Here is a 21,463-nt window from a genome sequence, read left to right as displayed (position 1 = left end):
TTAATAACTTTTTATATCATTAAAAGTCTTAAACTTTATGGTTTAAGGCTTTTTTTTATTTTTAACTCCACACAAAATGATGACGATATATGAAGCAATATCACGATTTAGTTAAGCATGTTTTAACTGAAGGTAACGAAAAAGGAGACAGAACAGGAACAGGCACTAAAAGCGTTTTTGGTTACCAAATGCGTTTTGATTTAAGTGAAGGTTTCCCAATGGTAACTACAAAAAAATTACACCTTAAATCTATTATATACGAACTACTTTGGTTCTTAAAAGGCGACACCAACATTAATTATCTTACTGAAAATGGCGTACGTATTTGGAACGAATGGGCCGATGAAAATGGGGATTTAGGACCAGTTTATGGCCATCAATGGCGCAATTGGAATGACGATGAAATAGACCAAATCAAAGACGTCATTGAGACTTTAAAAAACAGTCCAAATAGTCGTCGCATGATGGTTTCTGCATGGAATCCTTCTGTAATGCCGGATACATCAAAATCCTTTTCAGACAATGTAGCAAATGGCAAAGCAGCGCTTCCACCATGTCATGCATTCTTTCAGTTTTATGTCGCTGACGGAAAATTATCGTGTCAACTCTACCAACGTAGTGCCGATATCTTTTTAGGTGTGCCTTTTAATATTGCCTCTTATGCCTTATTTACCATGATGATGGCTCAAGTATGTGGTTATCAACCAGGCGATTTTATTCATACGTTTGGTGATGCGCATATCTACAATAACCATATGGAGCAATTAGAATTACAACTCTCACGTGACCCAAGACCATTGCCAAAAATGATTTTAAACCCTGAGGTTAAAAATATTTTTGATTTCGATTTTGAAGATTTCACTTTAGTAGATTACAATCCGCACCCTCATATCAAAGGTGCTGTTGCTGTTTAATTTATGAACAAACGTTTTATAATTGCACTTCTTTTTATTGGACTCAATAGTTTTGGTCAGAACGGTAAAACATTAAAAGAATTAGACTCTATAACAAAAAACGAAGCTGATGCATTTCCTATATTGGCAAAAAGCATCAAATTCCCTGTTTATAAAGGATGTCACAAAATTGAAGATGATGAAGAAGCAAAAAAATGTAGTATTAAAAAAATCAAGGATTTTATTAGTTTAAGCTTTGACTACGATATTGCTGACAAAGCGCTCCCTAAAGAAAAATCCACTCAATTTGAACTCAATTTTAAAGTTAACAAAAGAGGAAAAGTTGAAGGTGTAACCGCTAAAGCAAATCATAAAGCTATAGCAATTGAAGCCATTAGAACCGCTAAACGTATACCAAAATTTAAATCATCAGGCATGCTCAATGGTAGTCCAATTGATACGCCGATGACCATAACCATGATTATATACTTTTAGTCACAACAGATATGAAAAAAATAGTTCTAAGTTTCTTTCTTTTTATTTCAATTTTTTCTTTTTCTCAAGAAAACAAGCTAAAGTTTAATAGACCTTTTGTGATTTTTGAAGGCTGTGATGAAGCTGAGGATAAAGAGCGTTGTTATGACATCATGCTTAGTGAATTTTTTGCCAAGAAATTAAATACTACTGAGTTAAAAGAAAGAGTGTTTAATGAAGCAAAAAAAGATACTGTTATAGTAAGTTCTTACCTTGTATATAATGAACTTGGTAGTATCGTCACAAATTTTTCCCGTATATCATTACCTCTGAAAGATTCTAAAAAAGAAACTTTAGATATTATGGAACAACTCCCGTCTGTGAAACCCGTTTTGGATAAGTATAATAATGGTGTTTCGGAAGCCGTTGGAAGTATCTATGGTTTTTTATTAGACAGAAACAATGACAAAGTTGTTCCAATTTTAGGTTACGAACCTGAAGTTGTACCATTTGCTATTATTGAAAAAGTCCCTATCTATAAAGGATGTGACAAAAACTTAAGTAATGAAGACTTAAGAAAATGTATGGGTTCCAAAATATCAGAAATCGTTATAAAGAATTTCAAGTCTAAATTAGCTGGTAGACTTCGTCTATCTCCTGGTTATGTGAAAATTTTTGTAACGTTTAAAATCAATAAAGATGGTAAGGTCATTGATATTAAAGCACGTGCTACTCATCCAAAATTAGCTGATGAGGCTATAAGAGTAATAAAAAAGATTCCCAAAATGGATGCGCCAGGGTACCAACGTGGTAAGGCAGTAATAGTACCTTATACCTTACCAATCATGTTTGCTGTAGATTAGCAAAAAAGGCTTCAAAATTTGAAGTCTTTTTCGTTAAATTTAACTTATAAAATTAATCACATGTTCGGAAAAAAGAAACAGACTCCATCTATAGACAAAGATCAATTAGAACTTATCGAAAATGCACAAAGACGTATTAAGCAAAAGAAAAGACTTTACATTCATTTTGTAGTGTTCTTAATTGGGGCTGTTTTCTTAATAATTGCCAATACTATTTTAGGGATTGGCGAAGACTTTACAGTAGCAGGTATTAACTGGTTTGTTTATGCTATTCTAGCTTGGTTATTTTTATTTATCTATCATTTTATTAATGTATTTATCACCAATAAATTCATGGGTAAGGATTGGGAAAAATATCAAATTGAAAAATTAGTAGCCAAACAGCAACAACGCATTAACAAACTTGAAGCTGAACTTGAAAAAGATGACACTAAAATTAAAAAAACTCAAGTATCAGAAGAAGTAAAAATACCACCTACAACTATAGAAAATAAAGGCAATACGGGATTAACTATAATTGTTGCTGCTGGTGAAAACAATGCTATTGGTAAGGATAATAAGCTTATCTGGCATTTAAGTGATGACTTAAAGCGTTTTAAGCGTTTAACCAACGGGCATCATATTATAATGGGTCGCAAAACCTTTGAGAGCTTCCCAAAACCTTTACCAAATAGAATACACGTTGTTATTACACGACAAAAAGACTATAAAGCTCCAGAAGGTGTGATTGTTGTTAACTCTATGGCAGATGCTTTAGATGCTGCTCGCAAAGACGACAATCCTTTTATAATTGGAGGTGGAGAAATCTATAAGCAAGCCATGCCGCTTGCTAGTAAATTAGAAATTACAAGAGTCCATTCTGTTTTTGAAGATGCTGATACTTTTTTTCCAGAAATAAATACCTCTGTATGGAAAGAGCATAGTAGAATCACTCATAATGCAGATGAGAAACATGCACATGCTTTTTCTTTTATCACATACAAGCGTAAATAGTTAACGACTACCCTCAGGCAACCTTTCTTATAGATTTATCGTCTTTTAAAGTATAGATTCTTTTTTATAAATTGAATCGAAAATATTAATGACCATTGTAACACATACAAAAAATGGTCGTCTTACTAAAAACCATCAATCAAAAACTCCAATTAATGAGCACACTCAAAATCTCTAATTTATCAAAAACATATGCTAATGGTGTAAAAGCATTAGATGATGTTAGTCTAGAACTCGAAAACGGAATGTTTGGTCTTTTGGGACCAAATGGCGCAGGAAAATCATCACTCATGCGTACATTGGCTACCTTACAAGAAGCAGACTCTGGCTCGGCAAGTTTAGACGATATAGACATTTTAAAACAACCTGCTGATCTTAGAAAAGTTTTAGGATATTTACCTCAAGAGTTTGGTGTGTACCCTCGTATTACTGCAGAACAATTATTAAATCATATTGCGGTTTTAAAAGGTATTACCAATCCTAAAGAACGTAAACTCTTAGTAAGATACTTGCTAGATAAGGTTAACTTATTTGATAAGAGAAATAAATCTGTAAAAGGATTTTCTGGCGGTATGAAACAACGTGTAGGTATTGCACAAGCTTTAATTGGAAATCCAAAACTCATCATTGTAGATGAGCCAACTGCTGGTCTTGACCCAGGTGAGCGCAATCGTTTTTATAATCTTTTGGCAGATGTCGGTAAAGAAGTTATTGTTATTCTTTCGACACATATTGTAGATGACGTTAGGGAGTTGTGTACAAAAATGGCAATTATGAATTTTGGTGAAATCGTATATCAAGGTTCGCCACAAAGTGCCATTGATAATCTCGGCGGTAAAGTATTCCAGAAAATTGTAGAGAGAGACCAATTAAACGACTACGCCGCAGACTATAAAATTATCTCTAATAAAATGGTAGGTGGCCAACCATTAATACATGTATATAGTGAAGACCATCCGCAAAATGGTTTTGAACAAGTGACTCCAAATCTGGAGGATGTTTTCTTTTCAAAAATCAATACAGCAAACGTACTTGTTTAATTTTCATTAACCTTATATATCATGTTTAAGACATTTTTTCTATCGGAATTAAAGTATACCCTAAAACAACCTATGGTGTATATTTTTATGCTCATCTTAGGCTTAATGGAATTTTTTGCCACAGTGAGTGACAATGTACAAGTTGGAGGCGCTATTGGTAATGTATACAGAAATTCGCCTTATACCTTGACAATTCATGTTACAATATTTTGCATTTTCAGTTTATTAATGGCTGTAGCATTTTTTAATAATGCAGCATTACGTGATCATAACAATGAGTTTAACGAAATTCTATTTACCACACCATTAAGTAAACCAGGATACTACTTTGGACGCTTTTTAGGTGCATTGTTTGTATCTACACTTCCATTAGTTGGTGTATTTATAGGAATGCTTCTGGGAACGTATTTAAACTCCATTTTTAATTGGATAGATACAGAACGTTTTGGTCCATTCTATATAGAAGCTTTTGTCAATAATTATTTACTTTTCATTTTGCCTAATATGTTTCTAGCTGGAACAGTAATTTTTGCTATGGCCAACAAGTGGAAAAGCACAGTTATTTCTTTCGTTGGTGGTTTAGTCATTATCGTGGCATACATTGTTGCAGGTTCGTTTGCTTCGGATGTAGATAATGAAACAGTAGCTGCATTAACAGATATGTTTGGTATTAACACCTACTCTATTGAAACCAAATACTACACACCAGTTGAGAAAAATACATTAAGTCCTGGATTCTCTGGACTATTGTTATATAATCGATTAATTTGGATTGCAGTCGGTTTTGTTATTTTAGCTATTTCCTACTTTAGTTTTTCATTTAAGCAGAAAAATAAAAAGATTAAAAAAGTTAAGAACGAAACTAGTAAATCTGATAAGGTTTTCGACTTACCAAAACTTAATCCGTCTTTTACTGGCACTACTAATTGGCAACAATTCAAGAGTTTTTTCTACACTAACTTCCTGAGTATTATTAAGAGTGTAACCTTTAAAATTCTATTCTTATTCTGTATTATTATTTTAGTAACGGACCTTACTGGCGGTTTTGAATATTTCGGACTACAATCGTACCCTGTAACCTACAAACTCATCGATTCTATAAAGGACAATACAGATATATTCATCATTATTATTGTTGTATTTTTTAGTGGTGAGCTCATTTGGCGAGATAGAGATAATAAAATTAATGAAGTTATTGATGCTACAGCACATACATCATTTATCTCAATGGCCGCTAAAACTTTATCGTTAATTAGTATAGCTACTATCCTAAATCTTTTCTTTATCGGAATAGGTATTATATACCAATTACTAAATGGTTTTTCACGTATAGAAGTCGATGTCTATTTGTTAGATTTTTTCTATGATAATTTACCATTATTTATTGTATTTGGCGCAGTAACCATATTGGTACAAGTTTTGTCGAGTAATAAGTACATTGGATATTTTATTGCCATCCTTATACTTCTTGTTTTAGAGATTGTTCTTAGCATATTAGACATCAACTCTAATATGGTAGACGTAGCTGGTGGCCCATCTGTTTTGTATTCAGATATGAATAGCTTTGGACCTGGTTTAAAAGGCGCTTTATGGTTCAACCTATATTGGACTATTTTCTCAGTATTGGCCTTACTAATTGCAGGAGCTTTATGGAATCGAGGCTCTAAAAGTTCGTTATTGAGTCGAATTAAAACCGCTCGAAAAGAAGTCCCTAAAAGTTATAGAGGTGTCATTATTGGCGTTACTCTTTCATGGCTAGCAGTTGCAGCATTTGTTTATTATAATACGCAAGTATTAAACCCATATAGATCAGGTGACACCGAAGAGCAATTAATAGTAGATTTTGAAAAAACATATGGTAAATATCGCGATATGGCTACACCAAAAGTTACAGATGCCAAATATTATATAGATATATTTCCAAAAGATCGTGACGTCTTAACAAAAATTGAAATCGGATTAACTAATGCTACAGATAAACCAATAGATTCTGTCTTGTTTTTTAACAATGAAAATTGGGATACCAAAATCAATATTCCAAATAGTGAGATTGTTTTCAGAGACAGTACCTATTTAATGTCTATTTACAAAATGTCTCCACCATTACAACCTGGAGACACTATTAACGCAATTATAGAAGCTAATTACGTTACTAAAGGTTTTGAAAATGGACGCGGTAGCACACGGATTATTAATAATGGTACATTTTTAAATAATGGTGAAATTCTGCCAACTATGGGTTACAATTCAGGCTACGAATTAAATGATAAAAATCTTCGTAGAAAGTACGATTTACCGGAAAAAGAACGCACACCAAAGTTAACACCTGGTGTTACGGACTTGCATCAGGCAAATTACTTATCAGGCAGGCAAGCCGATTTTATTAATGTAGAAACTATTATATCAACATCTAAAGAGCAAACAGCAATAGCACCTGGTTCATTGATTAAGCAATGGGAAGAAGATAATCGCTCCTATTTTCATTATAAGGCAGATACACCATCGTTGAATTTCTATTCATTTATTTCTGCCGATTTCCAAATTGCTAAGCGCAAATGGAATGATGTGGATATAGAGATTTATCATGATAAAAAACATGATGTAAATATCGACATGATGTTGGATGCTGTAGAACGTTCATTAAAATATTACACCGAAAATTTTGGCCCATATTATCACAAACAAGCCAGAATTATAGAGTTCCCAAGATATGCCAATTTTGCACAAGCGTTTCCTGGCACGATGCCTTATTCTGAGTCTTTTGGGTTTATCACTAACCTTGAAGATGAAACTGATAATAATGTTATAGACTTTGTAATTGCTCACGAGATGGCGCACCAATGGTGGGCACACCAACTTATAGGCGCAGATATGCAAGGTGGCACATTTATGAGTGAAGGTTTTTCTCAATATTCTGCAAGTATGACGATGAAGAACATTACTGAAAACCCTATGAAAATGCGTAAATTTTTGAAGTATGATCACGATCGATATTTACGTGGGCGTAGTGGAGAACGCGAAAAAGAGTTACCGCTTTGGAAAGTTGAAAACCAATCTTATATACATTACGGAAAGGGTAGTGCGATTTTGTATGCCTTACAAGACTATATAGGTGAAGACAACCTGAATACCGCAATGAAAAGCTTCTTGGAAGAATACCGTTACGCTGGCCCTCCATATCCAAGTTCGCACGATTTTCTGCGCCATTTAGAACCGCAAGTACCAGACTCATTAAATTACTTAATCAAAGACTGGTTTAAAGAAATTACACTATACGATAATCGCCTTAAAGACGCGACTTACAAGAAACTAGACAACGGAAAGTATCAAGTAAAATTAGACATTGAAAGCTATAAGATAAAATCAGATAGTTTAGGAAACGAAACCCGAGTTCCTATGAATGACTGGATAGATATAGGTTTCTTTATGGATGACGATGAAGACCAATTATATGGGCAAAAACGACTCAAGTTTAATACCGACACATCGTCTTTAACTGTAGAATTAGATTCGCTTCCTGTAAAAGCTGCAATCGACCCAAGGCATATTTTAATAGATCGTGTTTACAAGGATAACATTAAAGGTTTGAGTATAGAAGAATAATAAAAATCATGTGAAAATTAAAAACACCCTTTCTATTTACTATAGTTAGGGTGTTCTTATATATAATTTGCTAATTTCGTCACATGATTAAAGCCTTTCAACTTCGTTTAAATTTGCATCAAGAAGGAAAACCTGATGGTTTACTTAATAAAGCGGCTTACGATTTAGACATTGACAAATCAAAAATTCACGGTATTAAAATTTTACGAAAGTCTATAGATGCTCGTAAAAAAAATATCATGTTTAATTACAAAGTTGAAGTATACATCAACGAGCCTATGCCTGAAAACTCAGCGTATAGTTTTGATTACAAAGATGTATCAAAAGCAAAACCCATACATATTATAGGCTTTGGTCCTGCTGGTATGTGGGCGGCATTACGTTGTATTGAGTTAGGTTTTAAACCTGTTGTGTTAGAACGTGGTAAAAATGTACAAGATCGTCGTCGCGATTTAAAAGCCATTAACCAAAATCATTTTGTTAACGAAGATTCTAACTATTGTTTTGGTGAAGGTGGTGCAGGCACTTATAGTGATGGCAAATTATATACTAGAAGCCTTAAGCGTGGTGATGTCCGTCGCATTTTTGAAAATCTGGTTTTTCATGGTGCTACAGAACAAATCTTAGTCGATGCGCATCCGCATATAGGCACAAATAAATTACCTAAAGTCGTTCAGAATATAAGAGAAACTATTCTAAAGTTTGGAGGCGAAGTGCATTTTGAATCTAGAGTTACAGATTTTAAAATAAAGAATAGTAAGATTGTTAGTATCCAGCTTCAAAATGAAAAAGAATTAGACGTTGACAAAGTCATTTTAGCTACAGGGCATTCTGCTCGAGACATATTCTACTTGCTTGACAAAAAAGAAATCCCATTGAAAGCCAAATCTTTTGCAATGGGTGTAAGAGTTGAACATCCACAACACATTATTGATGGCATTCAATACCATTGTAAAGGTGAGCCTCGCAATGAATTATTACCAGCTGCAGCTTATAGCTTAGTACAACAAGTAAATCATCGTGGTGTGTATTCATTTTGTATGTGTCCTGGTGGTTTTATAGTTCCTGCGGCTACGGCGAATGGTGAGGTTGTTGTTAATGGCATGTCACCTTCGAAACGAAATAATAAATATGCCAACTCGGGCATTGTTGTCGAGATAAATGCAGAACGCGACTTATATAAATATGAGCAATTTGGTGCTTTAAAAGGTCTCGAATATCAGAAGAATTTAGAACGCCTAGCCTTTACATCAGGTGGTCGGACTCAAACAGCACCAGCGCAACGTTTAACAGATTTTGTTGAAGGCAAATTATCTACAGACTTAAATGACACATCGTATCAACCCGGATTAAAATCATCGCCATTACATTCGTTATTTCCTAAACTCATTGGCGGTTCACTTAGAAAAGGTTTTAAAGCTTTTGGAGAAAAAATGAATGGTTTCTATACAGAAGAAGCAAATATTATAGGTGTAGAATCAAGAACATCATCACCAGTTAATATACCCAGAAAAGAGACTTTAGAACACCCTGAAGTTTCTAATCTTTTCCCATGTGGCGAAGGTGGCGGATATGCTGGTGGTATTGTATCTGCAGCAATGGATGGCGAACGTTGCGCAGAAGCGGCTTGTAAGTAACTAATTAAGAATATTTATCCTATTTTTGCACCACTAATTTGAAATTAAAAAATGAACGCATATATATTCCCTGGACAAGGTGCGCAATTCTCTGGAATGGGATTGGACCTTTATGAAAATTCGCCTTTAGCACAAGAGCTTTTTGAAAAAGCCAATAATATTCTTGGTTTTTCTATTACAGACATTATGTTTGAAGGTTCTGCTGAAGATTTAAAACAAACTAAAGTTACACAACCAGCTATCTTCTTACATTCTGTGATTTTAGCAAAAACACTTGGAGAGAGCTTTAAACCAGATATGGTAGCTGGGCATTCGTTAGGAGAGTTTTCTGCATTAGTTGCTGCTGGTGCATTAACCTTTGAAGATGGGTTAAGATTAGTATCTCAACGTGCGCAAGCCATGCAAAAAGCATGCGAAATTCAACCAAGTACCATGGCGGCAGTTTTAGGCTTAGATGATGATATTGTAGAAAAAATATGTGCCACTACTGAAGGTGTTGTAGTTGCAGCAAATTACAACTGCCCTGGTCAATTAGTTATTTCAGGAGAAGTTGAAGCCATTAACAAAGCCTGTGAAGCTTTAAAAGAAGAAGGTGCCAGACGTGCTTTAGTTTTACCTGTTGGTGGCGCATTCCACTCACCAATGATGGAGCCAGCTCGTGAGGAGTTAGCCGCGGCGATTGAGAACACAACGTTTAGTAAACCAAACTGTCCAATATATCAGAATGTAACTGCTTCTGCAATTACAGATGAAAATGAAATTAAAGCCAATCTTATTTCTCAATTAACCGCTCCTGTACGTTGGACACAATCTGTACAACAAATGATTGCTGATGGCGCTACACATTTTACTGAAGTTGGCCCAGGAAAAGTACTTCAAGGCTTAGTAAGAAAGATTAATCGTGATGCAGAAACAGCTTCTGCTACATTTGAAACTAACGCCTAAATCCCCATCGACTTTGAACAGAAATCTATTTATTGCGCTTATCATAATTTTTAATGTTGCTATTGACCAAATCTCTAAAGTGTTGGTTAGAGCTAATATTAGCGAAAACCCTCGTGAAGAAATTGAATTAATTGGGCAAAAATTTATTATGACCAATGTTTATAATGAAGGTGCTTTTTTAGGAATGGGTAGTGATATGCATCCAACACTTCATTTTATATTTTTAAAACTATTGCCTTTACTTGTTTTAGGCTATGTTATCTATTACATCACAAAAACCAAAAACTTAGACCGTACAAGTCTTATCGCATTTTGTTGTATTGTTGGTGGTGGATTAGCTAATGTTTTTGACCGCTTTGCTTTTGGAAAAGTAACTGATTTTCTATTTATAGATTTAGGAGGCGTATTTAAAACAGGTATTTTTAATATTGCCGATGTCGCTGTAACAACAGGAATGTTTATGCTAATTTTTAGCAACTTTATCATGAAGAAGAAAAAGGATACTGCTAACGCATAGTATCCTTTTTTATATCACACATGTATTCTTAAGCGTTACTGCTTATACACTTTTCCTTCTTTCATTACAAAGACTACGTTTTCCATTGTAGAGATGTTTTTGATTGGGTCATCATTAACAGCAATGATATCTGCAATAAAGCCACCTTTAATCTGACCCAGCTCATCTTCCATTTTTAGAATCATAGCATTGGTTATTGTAGCACTTTGAAGTGTTTCCATAGCTGGCATACCAGCTTCAACCATATAACCAAACTCTTTCCCATTATCACCATGAAAAAAAACAGCAGCATCTGTACCAAATGCAATACCTACTCCATTTTTATATGCACGGGCAAACATATCTTGAATTTTAGGTCCAATATCTAAAGCTTTAGGCACTATGATTTCAGGATAATACCCTTTAATTTTTGCTTTATCAGATACAAACTTACCTGCAGTAATAGTAGGCACAAGATATACATCGTGTTTTTTCATGAGTTCCATTGTTTCAGTACTCATTAACGTGCCATGCTCAATGGTTTTTACACCTCCTATTATAGCGCGCTGCATACCTTCATCACCATGTGCATGGGCTGCCACATGAAACCCATAGTCTTTAGCTGTTTCGCAAATAGCTTTAATCTCTTCAATAGTGAATTGCGGATTTTGTCCACTTTTGGCAACGCTCAATACGCCACCTGTTGCCGTAATTTTTATTAAATCGGCACCATTCTTATAACGTTGTCTTACAGCTTTTTTAGCATCTTCAACGCCATTAACTACACCTTCCTTTGGTCCTGGATTACCTATAAGACTCTTTTTAGCACCATTAGTTGGGTCTGCATGCCCACCTGTTGTCGCCAATGCTTTTTCAGCTGTAAATATTCTAGGCCCTTTTACTTTTCCTTGATTTATAGCATTACGCAAAGATACGTTTACTCCTGAACCACCTAAATCTCTAACAGTTGTAAAGCCATTCATTAAAGTGACTTCAGCATAATGTAAAGAATTATAGGCCACATCTGCATCGTTCAATGTGTATGCTTGAAGGTATTTTTTGGGGTTAGTTTCTGATTCAATATGTACATGCATATCTATTAAACCTGGCATGACCGTTTTAGATTTTAAATCTATTACATTGCCTGACTCTGGTTTAAGATATCCATCAACTACTTCTATTATTTTATTTCCTGAGACAATGATTGTCTTCTCACTTAAAACTTTTCCAGATTTTGTATCTACAAGTTTACCACAATGCAAATACGTATTTTGACCAAATGCACTAATGGCAAATAAAAAAACAAACAATTTTAATAATGCTTTCATATCTATTCTATTTAGTTCTTAATTTCTGTTCCCACTTCCAAGCATCAGACATGGCATCATCTAAGGTATATTTAGCTTTCCAACCAAGTTTACTGTTAGCTTTTGAAGTATCAGCAAAAGCAGCAACAACATCTCCTTTTCGCCTATGAGCAATTTTGTAATTCAACTTTTGACCTGAAACACGTTCAAAAGAATAAATAACTTCTAGTACAGAGCTCCCTTTTCCTGTTCCTATATTAAACACATCAAAATTAGAATCTTGCTCATTATTTATTAGTCTTTCTAAAGCGACAACATGCGCTTTAGCGACATCTACTACATGAATATAATCTCTAACACATGTACCGTCTTCCGTAGGATAATCATCCCCAAACACAGATAATTGTTCTCGCTGACCAATGGCCGTTTGCGTAATATAAGGCACCAAATTCTGAGGAATACCTATTGGTAATTCACCAATATTTGAAGAATCATGTGCACCAATAGGATTAAAATATCTAAGTGCGATTGTTTTTAAGTTTGAGTTTATTTTGCAAGAATCTTTTAAAATTTCCTCACCAATCTGCTTTGTATTTCCATAAGGAGATTGTGCTGGTTTAATAGCTGAATTTTCATCAATAGGATGTTTATCGGCTTCACCATAAACGGTACAAGAGGAGCTAAATATAAAATTCTGTTGCTTTAATTTTTGTAGTTCTTGCAACACATAAATTAAGGTAGCTACGTTATTTTCATAATAAAATAAAGGGTTTTCAACACTTTCGCCAACGGCCTTACTAGCTGCAAAATGTACAACACCATCTAAGCCTTGATGCTGTTCGAAAAAATATTGAACTTTATCTTTACATCTTAAGTCTAGCTCTTGAAATTCTGGAGTAACTCCTGTGATTTTAGTAATACCTTCTAAAACTTTGGTCGTCGAGTTTGATAGGTTATCTATAATAACAACATCATAACCTGCAAGCTGTAACTCTACTACTGTATGTGAGCCAATATAACCAAGTCCGCCTGTGACTAAAACCTTCATTTTATGAATTAATCGTCAATAAAGTCTAACACCGTTTTAGTGATAAAGTCTATTTGCTCATCATCCAACTCTGTATGCATAGGTAAAGAAATAACTGTTTCGCATAAATCTTCTGTTACAGGAAAATCACCAGAATTGTATCTAGGATCTGTGTATGCTTTTTGCAAGTGAAGTGGTATTGGATAATAGATACCACTTGGAATATTATTATCTGTTAAATGCTGTCTTAAAGCATCTCTATTAGAATTAATAAGTTTTAAAGTATATTGATGAAATACATGAGTAGAATAAGATGCTTTTACAGGCGTAACAATTTTTGGATGATTTTTGAAAGCCTCAGAATATTTAGCTGCTGCTATATTCCTGGCCTTATTATAACTATCCAATTGTCGTAATTTAATCCTTAAAATTGCTGCTTGAATACTATCTAATCTTGAATTCACTCCTACTTCATCGTGAACATATTGAACAGATTGTCCATGATTTGCTATTTTACGTAGTTTAGCTGCTAAAACATCATTATTTGTAAAAATTGCACCACCATCTCCATAGCATCCTAAATTTTTAGATGGAAAAAAAGAGGTACACCCAATTGTACCAATTGTACCTGCCTTTTTTTGAGATCCGTCTTTAAATATATAATCAGAACCTATAGCTTGGGCCGTATCTTCTACAACAAATAAATTATACTTCTTAGCTAAATCCATAATAGCCTCCATATTAGCACATTGACCAAACAAGTGAACAGGGACAATTGCTTTGGTTTTAGGCGTAATTGCTTTCTCTAAAGCTTGTACATCAATATCAAAAGTATCTGGTAGAACATCTACTAATACTGGTTTTAACTGAAGTAATGCGATTACTTCAGCTGTAGCAACATAAGTAAAATTGGCTGTTATAACTTCATCTCCAGGTTTTAACCCCAAAGCCATCATAGCCACCTGTAATGCATCAGTACCATTTGCACAAGGAATCACATGATCAACATCTAAATATTTTTCTAATTCAGATTGAAAATTTTTGACTTCAGGTCCATTAATATAAGCTGTAGAACTTACTACGTCTAAAACTGCATTATCAACATCTTCTTGTATATCTTGGTACTGACTTTTTAAGTCTACCATTTGGATTTTTTTCATTACTTAATATTTAATTATAATACGCTTTTGCTTGCAACGAATTTACAAAAATGTTATGTGTCGTCAATGTATTTAATTGAAAGAAATGTATTTTAGCACAAATCGAAAACGTTGAGATTATTTTATTCCATAGGAATTTATTTGACAAGCCTTATTTTACAAGTGCTTTCTCTTTTTAATCAAAAAATTAGACTTGGTGTTTCTGGAAGAAAAAGTACCTTTAAGATTCTTAGTAATAATATCTCTAGATTAGACAAAACTATATGGATGCACTGTGCATCTTTGGGAGAATTTGAGCAAGGATTACCAGTATTGCAAGAGCTAAAGATTAAATACCCTTCACACAAAATAGTTGTATCATTCTTTTCTCCTTCTGGTTATGAGGTTAAGAAAAATACATCAAACGCAGATGCTGTTGTTTATTTACCTCTTGATACTCCAAAAAATGCTAAACGTTTTATAGATAGTATTCATCCGGATTTAATTTTATTTGTAAAGTATGAAGTATGGCCAAACATAATTCTAGAAGCAAAAAAGAGAGGTATTAAATCACTGCTTATTTCAGCAACATTTAGGCCTAGTCAATCTTATTTTAAATGGTATGGCCATTTAATGAGAAACGCTTTGTTTTCTTTTGAGCATATCTTTACCCAAGATGAAAATTCTAAAAAATTAATTGAACGTATTGGTTATAAATCTGTATCTGTTTCTGGCGATACCCGTTTTGATCGTGTTATCAACCAATTAAAAACCGACAACACTGTTGATTTTATAGAAGAATTCACTAAAAATAATACCACTATTGTTTTTGGTAGCTCTTGGCCAGCAGATGACGCACTTTTTATTCCTTTTATTAATAGCACTAGTAATGATAGTGTAAAATACATCATAGCACCTCACAATATTAAAGCGAGTTATGTTGATTCTATTACAAAACAACTTAAGCTAAAAACTGTTTGCTTCTCTAATATGCATGGAAAGGATTTATCTGAATATAACGTGTTTATTCTAGACACAATTGGATATTTAGGGAAAGTATATAGCTATGCAGATGTAGCTTATGTTGGTGGTGCAGCAGGAAATACAGGACTACATAATATTTTAGAACCAGCGGTTTTTGGAACACCAATTATTATTGGAAAAAATCATAAGAAGTTCCCTGAAGCAGAAAAACTTGTACAACTTAATGGAGTTTCTGTTGTAAAAAACAGCAATGAACTAAATAACATCCTTTCATCTTTTATAAAAGATGAAAAATTAAGGAAAGAGCAAGGAAATATTAATTTGGGGTTTGTCCAAGACAATAAAGGTGCTGTTAAAAAAATACTAACCCATATTAAGAAAGTGTGACTTATACTTTTTTGCTAGTATCATTAAGGTTCAGTTGACTTTTTACCATAATTGTTTTATGCTTAACCCTACTTTTAGAGTTAAGTTCTTCTAATAATAATTTTGCCGAAGTTTCTCCTATTTCAAAACCTTTTTGATTTATCACTGAAATATTTGGACTCGATACATATTTTGAATCTGCATAACCAAAACCTATAATGGAAATATCTTCTGGTATGTTTTTACCAAGTAATTTAGCCTTATTTAAAGCCATAATACCTGTTATGTGATCAATAGATACAATTGCATCTAAATCCTTATTCTCTTTTAAGTAATCAAAGATTAATGGCCTAGGATTTAATTCTCTTCCCAACTTTAAAACTTTAGTTTTTAATCCAGCTTCTTCAATGGCTTTTGTATAACCATCTATCCTATATTTTCCAACACTTAATTCTTCTATGTTACTTATTAATAGAATATTTTTTCTGTTCTCTCTTTCTATAAAATATCTGGTGGTATCATAAACCGACTGATAGTCATTAACTATTACCTTGCTACAAGCCACATCATTAAGAACCCTATCAAACATAACTATTGGTGTAGTTCTACTTACATTTTCAAAATGTTTTATGTTGTGTTTTGTTTGAGTTTCTCTAGCAACTGCAACTATAAAACCGTCAACACTTCCTGTAGATAATAAATCAAAACTTCGCTGTTCTTTTTCTAAACTCTCATTAGAAATACACACTGTCATATCATAGTTATGGCTACCTAAGGTCGTTTCTATACCATGGACAACTTCTGCAAAAAAAGGATTCATAAGACTTGGCACAACAACGCCAACAACCTTAGTCTTACTAGATTTAAGTTGTTGAGCAATCCTATTAGGCTTATAGTTAAGCTCATTTGCTAGCTCCGTAACTCTACGTTTTGTGCTTTCACCTATTTCACTACTATCGCTTAAAGCTTTTGAAACCGTAGAAACTGAAACATTTAATAATTTTGCAAGCTCTTTAAGTGTGACCATTTTAATGAATTAAAAAGCCACATTAAATAATTTTAATGTGGCTTAATTTATATTTTATAAAAATACAGATTAATTCTTAACTAATTTTATTGTTTTTACTGCATCTCCAGAATAAAACTTAGCCAAATAAAGACCGGTCTTTAATCCAGAAGCGTCTATAGTCGTTTGCTGACTATTAGGATTTAAAGTCTGAACTCTTTTACCTAAAATATCATAAACTTCTATAGTATCAATAGTACTATTAGCACCTTCTATATTCCAACCATCATTTGTTGGGTTAGGATATACTCTAATAGAATTAATATCAAAATTGTTAGTACTAAAAGAACTTTCGTTAGCAGCAACGGTGAAGTTCCCAGGTACTCTAGTAGTACCATCATCATTAACTCTTACATAATATGTTGTACCATTTACTAATCCCGTTACAGCAGATGTACCTGGATTACAAGCAATCTGGGTTAATGCACCACAAGAGCCACTATAAACTGATAAGTTTGGTGCATTTGTTTGGAAGTAAGCCTCTTCAGTGATAGTGGCATCAAAAGAATACCAAACATCTGAAACAACACCTGTGCCACATGACACTCCTCCTTCTCCAGAATCTGTTGCTCCAATATTACTTATACTAAATGATGTACCATCTAGTGGAATTGAAGTAGCTGTTCCACATGTATCATTAGCTGGACCAACTTGATTATAAAAATAAACATTATCAAAATATAAGATGCCTTGTCCCTCAAGTTTCCATTGAACAATATCTGTTCCATCCCATGTTCCATTGATTAAAGCTGCGTAATTAGAAAAAGCTGTCAAAGGAATATCTACACCAATCCATTGACCTTGTACTAATGGCTCATCTTCATTTGCTCCACCACCACCAACAAAATATCTTGGTTCTTCTGCATTTCCACAACATATTGTAGTACCTAATGACGCATCTAAAGCAAAAAATTGAAAAGAAGAAGCGGTTTGCGCATAATAATCTAAGTGAACAAAATCATAAGAAGATACATCAACTGCATCCCATCTTGCTCCATAGAATCCATAATTCTCTATTCTTACTGCAGAATTACCATCTAAATCAACTTCAGAAAATACGGCAGGGTTACTCCCAAAATCATATAAATTTAGATTCGTTACACCTGAAGTATATGCTCCACTATATACTGATAGCACTTCTGATTGAGCAATTGTTGGCTCAGGAGCACCAGTAGTTGGAGCTTCTATACATGCCGCACAATCAGGCCCGCCGCAATCTACACCAGTTTCATTACCGTTTTGTATACCATCGTCACAAGTTGGTGCATTCTCAGTAGCAGTTATAACTACATTATCTACTAATATACTACCACCTGAACCATCGATAGGTGCTGTAGCCATATTAAAGAAGAAAATCAAAAGATTTCCATTGTTGTCGAAATCCGCAGGCGTTGGTGTCATATTGTATGTTAACCTTGTCCATTGTCCTAACATAGCTGCGTTTTGGATATTTTCATTATTTACAACAACAACACCTCCTCCATTTCTAGAAACTTGTGTTTGAAATTGTAAATTGGTATTTGATAAAGCAACATCAATTCTTATATCGAAAGAAATTGAGAGCGTGCTTGCATTACCAAAATTGAACATATTGTCTTCATATAGATACTGAAATGATCTTCCTGGACCCATGTCACCTGGATTATTTACTACACCTACACAACTTAATGAACCTGCAGGGTTACCATTTGTTGAATCAAAAGTTAAAGATTGTTCACTTGTAAAACCAGTATCAATAATCCTCCAATTATCCAATGCAGGTGGATCCGAGGTAAAAGGTAAATCTAAAATATCTGTTTGAGTTTGGGTAAAGCCAAACATAAAACACAATAAGAAAATAGCTAAAGTAATTTTTTTCATAGTTGATAAGTTTTAATTTAATGAATTACTAAAATTATAACATAATGTTTGAGAATTTCTCAAAATCAACACAACACAACACATACAAAGACTATTATATATGTTAAATATTGTAATATGCGAAATTCACAGTAGAATTGGGAGTTTATAGTATTTAATTATGTTTTCATATTATATGACATGTCTTTATTTAGTATTATGTTGTGGTAATGTTGTAGCATCCATATCCATACAACATGTTATACTAAAATAACCTCATCCATGAAAGGACAAAAAAAGGCTTAAAACTTAAGCTTTTCATGTTTATCCCAAAGTCCCCAATAAGCGCCTACATCACCTTCGTCTCCAGTTTTCCATGATTCATCAAATGATGAAAAATAGAAAATTGGGATATCATTTTCTTTAGTCCAATTCATAGCATCAATAAAATACTTCATAGCTGCTTCTGAGCCAGCTAAAGCGCCTTTTTCTCCACCACCTTCACTAGGCCAACCTGTTTCTGTAATAATTATTGGTTTTCCTTGAGCGGCATCTACTACCTGACCATACATAGCTTGCATATGACCTAAAGCATATTCTATAGGACAGCCTTCCCAATATGGATAAAGGTTAGCTAGTATTACATCTGAATGCTCTACCAATTCTGGATGACGAGAGAATTCGTAATAAGCATCTACATAACCCACAGGAATATCTAAACCAGATAATGCTTCTTTTACGCGTCTTATATAACCTAGCAATTCTTCTAGGGAAAGGTCATTTCTATACAAAACTTCATTTCCTACAGCAGCAACATCTACATGTCCAGCTTTAGCAAGTGCAATCAATCCTTCAATCTCTTTTTCATTATCATCTTTGTCATCACTTAACCAAGCGCCCACCAACGTTTTTAATCCGTATTTTTTTGCAACAACAGGGATATGTTCATTGCCTTCAATACATGAAAAAGAACGTATTGCACCTACATAAGGTTTTAAAATCTTTACACGTCGCTCTACTTGCTCTATACTGATTTCATCTCCTGGCTCTTGACCATCTTCGTACATGCTAAAACAAATACCATGCATCCCATCTTGAATAGTTTTGCGCCATAAAGCTTTTAATTCTTCTAAAGAATATTTTGATAAGTCAATACCTTGCGTATTGATTTGACTATAGTTAGATTTATAATATGATTCTTCTCTATAAGACATTATTTGATTTTTGTTTTATATCGTTATAATTCGCCTCTTCGTTTAACTAACTCTTCTTTAATTTCTTTTGCTCTACTTTCATTCAAGCTATATTTCCACATTACCCATACAGCTAATGCTGCAGTACCTGCAGGAACTATTATATCTGCTATCCTAAGATTATTCATAGTTTCTAAGGATTGTTCGGTAACATTAGGATCAAATCCAACTATACTAAGAATTACTCCTCCAAGAACAAGTGCCATAGATTGTCCTATCTTAACCATTAACCAGTAAATAGCTCCGAAGGTTCCTTCTTTTCGAGGCATCCCGTTTTCTAATTCATCTAAATCGCAAACATCTGCTGTCATGCTCATCATCAATGTAAAAAGTCCGCCCATTCCAAAAGCAAATAATGGGATTGGTAAGAATATTAACCAAGGAATTTCGCTACCTGGATCTATACTAAACCAAGACATACCTACACTTTCTAGCATAGGATTAAGAGATTCAAAAAGAGAACCAACACCAGAAGTTAAACTTTGACCTAGTTCAGTCTGGTTAAACTCACTATTTAATTCTTTATCAAAGCCCCACCATTTTAAAATATAACCTATGATAGATATAATAGTAGATATAATAAATGCTCTTCTCTTCCCCCATTTATTAGCCATTCTTGAAATGATAGGTATTACTATAAATGCAGTTATTATAGCATTGATTGTATTAAACCATGCAGGCCATGTTCCTGCTAGTTCATAACTACCATTATACATATAAAACACAATTATAAAAACACCAAACGCAGCTACTAATTGAAAACCATTAAATACTAAAAAAGTAGCGCCGCAAAGCTTCATAAATGGTTTGTTTTTTGATACTTGTAAGATACCTTGCCATAACTCCACCATATTTGACGATAAGGTTTTCCATGTGATCTCTTTACGATTTTCCATGTTAGCAGAATCGATACCTTTACAAAACAATGCAGGCAAAATTCCAAATACCACACACATGACTCCAACAATAAGAGCCATTGTGCGCACGCCTTCGGTTTGAGTATTAAAAGTGTTTGAGTCAGGTATAATAACATATAGCCAAGGAACAATCATCCAAGCTATTTGACCCATAGTATTTGAGAAAGCCATCAAACGCGTACGTTCATTATAATCAGACGTCATCTCATATCCTAGACCAACTAATGGTGTAGCAAACATGGTATTACCAATAAGAAATAACAATTGAATAATCATTACATGCCAAATGATGTAAGACTGAGATGCATTATCGTCAATTTGCCACATTAAGAAGAATAAAATTCCACTTATAATAGCTCCAACAAATATGTATGGGCGTCGCCTTCCCCAACGTGATTTTGTATTATCGGATATAAAGCCCATTATAGGGTCGGTAATCGAGTCAAATATTCTTGGTAAACCACCTAAAAGACCTGCCCATAATGGATCAACACCCCATGCTGTGAGTAAAAAGAATTGAATAAAAACACCTAATGTTCCTGGTAGAATATTCAATATGAAATGACCTGCACCAAAAGCAGATTTTTGACCAATAGGGACTTTAGTAGTACTCATAATTAT

Annotated in this window: 17 protein-coding genes; 10 read left to right on the top strand and 7 right to left on the bottom strand. The window is 33.9% G+C overall.

Features of this window, described 5'->3' with window-relative positions; translation table 11 throughout:
- The first annotated feature begins 89 nt into the window (after nt 1-89).
- The 9 genes from IEV10_RS04780 to lspA all read left to right on the top strand — a co-directional run bounded on the left by IEV10_RS04780 (nt 90) and on the right by lspA (nt 10,965).
- The gene (locus IEV10_RS04780) at nt 90-914 is read left to right on the top strand and encodes a thymidylate synthase (RefSeq protein ID WP_188373545.1); all 825 of its coding nucleotides are present in this window, start codon (nt 90-92) and stop codon (nt 912-914) included.
- A gap of 3 nt (nt 915-917) precedes the next feature.
- Entirely contained in the window at nt 918-1,388 is a 471-nt protein-coding gene (locus IEV10_RS04775) for a hypothetical protein (RefSeq protein ID WP_188373544.1), read from the top strand.
- Between the two features lie 11 nt (nt 1,389-1,399).
- On the top strand, nt 1,400-2,230 hold the full coding sequence (locus tag IEV10_RS04770; protein WP_188373543.1) for an energy transducer TonB: 831 nt from the start codon (nt 1,400-1,402) through the stop codon (nt 2,228-2,230).
- A gap of 60 nt (nt 2,231-2,290) precedes the next feature.
- Nucleotides 2,291-3,223 carry a dihydrofolate reductase gene (locus tag IEV10_RS04765; protein WP_188373542.1) on the top strand — a complete coding sequence of 311 codons (933 nt, stop codon included), beginning with the start codon at nt 2,291-2,293 and terminating at the stop codon, nt 3,221-3,223.
- Nucleotides 3,224-3,378: 155 nt separating this feature from the next.
- Nucleotides 3,379-4,263 (top strand): ABC transporter ATP-binding protein, encoded by an 885-nt coding sequence (locus IEV10_RS04760; protein WP_188373541.1) that lies wholly within the window; start codon nt 3,379-3,381, stop codon nt 4,261-4,263.
- 21 nt (nt 4,264-4,284) lie between these two features.
- Nucleotides 4,285-7,866, top strand: coding sequence for a M1 family aminopeptidase (locus IEV10_RS04755; protein ID WP_188373540.1), 3,582 nt, complete (start codon nt 4,285-4,287; stop codon nt 7,864-7,866).
- 83 nt (nt 7,867-7,949) lie between these two features.
- Nucleotides 7,950-9,503, top strand: a complete 1,554-nt coding sequence (locus IEV10_RS04750) for an NAD(P)/FAD-dependent oxidoreductase (protein WP_188373539.1) — start codon at nt 7,950-7,952, stop codon at nt 9,501-9,503.
- Nucleotides 9,504-9,554: 51 nt separating this feature from the next.
- The gene (gene fabD / locus IEV10_RS04745) at nt 9,555-10,448 is read left to right on the top strand and encodes an ACP S-malonyltransferase (RefSeq protein ID WP_188373538.1); all 894 of its coding nucleotides are present in this window, start codon (nt 9,555-9,557) and stop codon (nt 10,446-10,448) included.
- Between the two features lie 13 nt (nt 10,449-10,461).
- On the top strand, nt 10,462-10,965 hold the full coding sequence (gene lspA / locus IEV10_RS04740) for a signal peptidase II (RefSeq protein WP_229719592.1): 504 nt from the start codon (nt 10,462-10,464) through the stop codon (nt 10,963-10,965).
- A 35-nt stretch (nt 10,966-11,000) separates the two neighbouring features.
- Here lspA and IEV10_RS04735 read toward each other — a convergent pair whose 3' ends face one another.
- From IEV10_RS04735 to IEV10_RS04725, 3 genes are read right to left on the bottom strand one after another with little or no spacing between them, the layout of a single operon-like run.
- Nucleotides 11,001-12,272, bottom strand: a complete 1,272-nt coding sequence (locus IEV10_RS04735) for a metal-dependent hydrolase family protein (RefSeq protein WP_188373536.1) — start codon at nt 12,270-12,272, stop codon at nt 11,001-11,003.
- A gap of 7 nt (nt 12,273-12,279) precedes the next feature.
- On the bottom strand, nt 12,280-13,299 hold the full coding sequence (gene galE / locus IEV10_RS04730; protein WP_188373535.1) for a UDP-glucose 4-epimerase GalE: 1,020 nt from the start codon (nt 13,297-13,299) through the stop codon (nt 12,280-12,282).
- 8 nt (nt 13,300-13,307) lie between these two features.
- Entirely contained in the window at nt 13,308-14,438 is a 1,131-nt protein-coding gene (locus tag IEV10_RS04725) for a DegT/DnrJ/EryC1/StrS family aminotransferase (protein ID WP_188373534.1), read from the bottom strand.
- A gap of 111 nt (nt 14,439-14,549) precedes the next feature.
- Here IEV10_RS04725 and IEV10_RS04720 point away from each other — a divergent pair, with 111 nt between their 5' ends.
- The gene (locus tag IEV10_RS04720) at nt 14,550-15,788 is read left to right on the top strand and encodes a 3-deoxy-D-manno-octulosonic acid transferase (RefSeq protein WP_188373533.1); all 1,239 of its coding nucleotides are present in this window, start codon (nt 14,550-14,552) and stop codon (nt 15,786-15,788) included.
- A 1-nt stretch (nt 15,789) separates the two neighbouring features.
- Here IEV10_RS04720 and IEV10_RS04715 read toward each other — a convergent pair whose 3' ends face one another.
- The 4 genes from IEV10_RS04715 to IEV10_RS04700 all read right to left on the bottom strand — a co-directional run bounded on the left by IEV10_RS04715 (nt 15,790) and on the right by IEV10_RS04700 (nt 21,457).
- On the bottom strand, nt 15,790-16,794 hold the full coding sequence (locus IEV10_RS04715; protein ID WP_188373532.1) for a LacI family DNA-binding transcriptional regulator: 1,005 nt from the start codon (nt 16,792-16,794) through the stop codon (nt 15,790-15,792).
- Between the two features lie 69 nt (nt 16,795-16,863).
- The gene (locus IEV10_RS04710) at nt 16,864-18,693 is read right to left on the bottom strand and encodes a T9SS type A sorting domain-containing protein (RefSeq protein ID WP_188373531.1); all 1,830 of its coding nucleotides are present in this window, start codon (nt 18,691-18,693) and stop codon (nt 16,864-16,866) included.
- A gap of 281 nt (nt 18,694-18,974) precedes the next feature.
- Nucleotides 18,975-19,886 (bottom strand): glycoside hydrolase family 17 protein, encoded by a 912-nt coding sequence (locus tag IEV10_RS04705; protein WP_188373530.1) that lies wholly within the window; start codon nt 19,884-19,886, stop codon nt 18,975-18,977.
- Nucleotides 19,887-19,909: 23 nt separating this feature from the next.
- On the bottom strand, nt 19,910-21,457 hold the full coding sequence (locus IEV10_RS04700; RefSeq protein WP_188373529.1) for an MFS transporter: 1,548 nt from the start codon (nt 21,455-21,457) through the stop codon (nt 19,910-19,912).
- Between the last annotated feature and the right edge of the window lie 6 nt (nt 21,458-21,463).

This window comes from Winogradskyella haliclonae, from assembly GCF_014635865.1.
In the GTDB taxonomy this organism is placed as follows: Bacteria; Bacteroidota; Bacteroidia; order Flavobacteriales; family Flavobacteriaceae; genus Winogradskyella; species Winogradskyella haliclonae.
The sequence above is the reverse complement of the archived record's forward strand: the minus strand, read 5'-3'. Positions and strand labels throughout refer to the sequence as shown.

Excerpts from the sequence above, each read along its gene's own strand:
- IEV10_RS04765 (WP_188373542.1), top strand. The coding sequence starts at position 2,291 with ATGTTCGGAAAAAAGAAACAGACTCCATCTATAGACAAAGATCAATTA.
- IEV10_RS04750 (WP_188373539.1), top strand. The coding sequence starts at position 7,950 with ATGATTAAAGCCTTTCAACTTCGTTTAAATTTGCATCAAGAAGGAAAA.
- fabD (WP_188373538.1), top strand. The coding sequence starts at position 9,555 with ATGAACGCATATATATTCCCTGGACAAGGTGCGCAATTCTCTGGAATG.
- IEV10_RS04770 (WP_188373543.1), top strand. The coding sequence starts at position 1,400 with ATGAAAAAAATAGTTCTAAGTTTCTTTCTTTTTATTTCAATTTTTTCT.
- IEV10_RS04725 (WP_188373534.1), bottom strand. The coding sequence starts at position 14,438 with ATGAAAAAAATCCAAATGGTAGACTTAAAAAGTCAGTACCAAGATATA.
- IEV10_RS04775 (WP_188373544.1), top strand. The coding sequence starts at position 918 with ATGAACAAACGTTTTATAATTGCACTTCTTTTTATTGGACTCAATAGT.
- IEV10_RS04780 (WP_188373545.1), top strand. The coding sequence starts at position 90 with ATGAAGCAATATCACGATTTAGTTAAGCATGTTTTAACTGAAGGTAAC.
- IEV10_RS04715 (WP_188373532.1), bottom strand. The coding sequence starts at position 16,794 with ATGGTCACACTTAAAGAGCTTGCAAAATTATTAAATGTTTCAGTTTCT.
- IEV10_RS04760 (WP_188373541.1), top strand. The coding sequence starts at position 3,379 with ATGAGCACACTCAAAATCTCTAATTTATCAAAAACATATGCTAATGGT.
- IEV10_RS04735 (WP_188373536.1), bottom strand. The coding sequence starts at position 12,272 with ATGAAAGCATTATTAAAATTGTTTGTTTTTTTATTTGCCATTAGTGCA.
- galE (WP_188373535.1), bottom strand. The coding sequence starts at position 13,299 with ATGAAGGTTTTAGTCACAGGCGGACTTGGTTATATTGGCTCACATACA.
- IEV10_RS04705 (WP_188373530.1), bottom strand. The coding sequence starts at position 19,886 with ATGTCTTATAGAGAAGAATCATATTATAAATCTAACTATAGTCAAATC.
- IEV10_RS04700 (WP_188373529.1), bottom strand. The coding sequence starts at position 21,457 with ATGAGTACTACTAAAGTCCCTATTGGTCAAAAATCTGCTTTTGGTGCA.
- IEV10_RS04710 (WP_188373531.1), bottom strand. The coding sequence starts at position 18,693 with ATGAAAAAAATTACTTTAGCTATTTTCTTATTGTGTTTTATGTTTGGC.
- IEV10_RS04755 (WP_188373540.1), top strand. The coding sequence starts at position 4,285 with ATGTTTAAGACATTTTTTCTATCGGAATTAAAGTATACCCTAAAACAA.